This window comes from Leptospira brenneri (assembly GCF_002812125.1).
Classification (GTDB): Bacteria; Spirochaetota; Leptospiria; order Leptospirales; family Leptospiraceae; genus Leptospira_A; species Leptospira_A brenneri.
The window spans coordinates 1-1563 of record NZ_NPDQ01000024.1; the positions used below are offsets into that span (position 1 = coordinate 1).

Annotated in this window: 1 protein-coding gene; it reads right to left on the reverse strand. The window is 35.5% G+C overall.

Annotation, left to right across the window (positions count from 1 at the left end):
• Window positions 1–108: 108 nt before the first annotated feature.
• Window positions 109–1440 (reverse strand): integrase catalytic domain-containing protein, encoded by a 1332-nt coding sequence (locus tag CH361_RS19500; protein WP_100792500.1) that lies wholly within the window; start codon window positions 1438–1440, stop codon window positions 109–111.
• Between the last annotated feature and the right edge of the window lie 123 nt (window positions 1441–1563).

The window sequence follows — 1563 nt, forward strand, 5'->3', positions numbered from 1 at the left end:
ACTCGACTTGATTCAAAAAAATAGCATCCAAACATAAGATTGTTTCTTCAAAACCTTGGTATTCAAAGTTAACGAAGATTATCCTATCATTTGAGTTTTGTATCAAGTTTATTTTCGTTGCTCCCAAATTAATTTTGCTGCTCTTCTTAATTCTTCGAATTTCTGTCTTTCGAGAAATGGATTTGGATTATTAAGATTATGATTTCTTTCTTTTGGACTCATTGTGTGAGTAACCATTTTCTTCCTACGCACTTTTACAATTTCATTGGGAGCACGGAGTGGGGCAGCCAAATGAATCAATCGATTTTGACACTCATTGATTTTCCTTTTGAGATCTGCAGGATTTAAAGTCTCGTAGATAGCTTTTTCTTTTTGTTTGGTTTTCTTATCTATTTCCTTTGATTCGATCAGTCTTTGATAAGGAGTTTTGGGATAATCATATTTCCGGATTACCTTTGCCCCTTTTCTATGTTTTTCCAACAAGATCATAATGGGTTGGAAGCAATTTACATACAAATTGAGATTATGATAAAGTTCTCTTAGAATTTCAGCATGTTCAGGTTTATCATATCGCAAGTAACCCGTATTCCTTCTTACGATTGTGTAATTTTTTTGCTCAATATGTGGATTATCATTTTTCTTATAAGCTCTTCCTCTGGTGAATTCAAGTTGATACTTTTCTTTAAACGCAACAATAGTTTCATTTATGAACTCTGCGCCATTATCCGAATGAAATCCCTTCAGTGGGAAAGGAAACGAAGATTTCATTTTTATAAATGCTTTTAGCATTTGAAATTGTGTTTTATCTCTAACGAGGGTACATGTTGTCCATCCAGTAGAGACATCTGTTGCATTCAATGTCGATAGGAACCCTCCATAGGTATGGCCACCATTATGAGCAACCAAATCAACTTGAACAAAGCCTGGAACTGTATGATCCCATTCTGCGAATGTTTTGATTGGTATTTGATCAATAAGATAGTATTTTCCATGCCTTGTCGTTGAGGATCCTTTCCTGCCGAGTTTACGTTTTGCATCTTTCAAGAGTCTATCAATACTTGAGGCACTGATTCTCATGAGTTTCTCTTTCACGGAAAGTGAAAATTCAATCTCCTTAAAGGATTCCAATTTGGAGATGATCTCAGGAAGGAAAGGCGCCAGTCTTTTCCCACAAATGTAATCCATGATGACCCAAATCTTTTCAAGAGCCTTTTTAACATCATCACCATACATTGTGGTTCGTCCAGATCGTTTAACGGATTTTGGTCTCTGTGGGTTGTTTGCATATTGCCTAAGAACTCTTGTGGCGTATGTCCGATTAAATCCAGACAAATAAACAAGTTCATCGACTAAATATGATTTTTGTTTTTTCGAGCTAAGGCTGTACTTCCTCGAGAGTATCTTAATGATTGCCTGTCTTTCGTCCAAAGTAAGCTCCATTTTGAACCTCCCTTTGAGTGTTTATTTGCTTTTTCTCAAGAAGAGGTAGAATGTTACTTCGAATACTTTTACTTTTGAAGCATTATTTTGATTTCAGATACCATCTATTATGAAGCAATATGC

What these genes read in the sequence shown, in the direction of transcription:
- CH361_RS19500 (WP_100792500.1), bottom strand. Translation starts at nt 1,440, where the DNA reads ATGGAGCTTACTTTGGACGAAAGACAGGCAATCATTAAGATACTCTCG.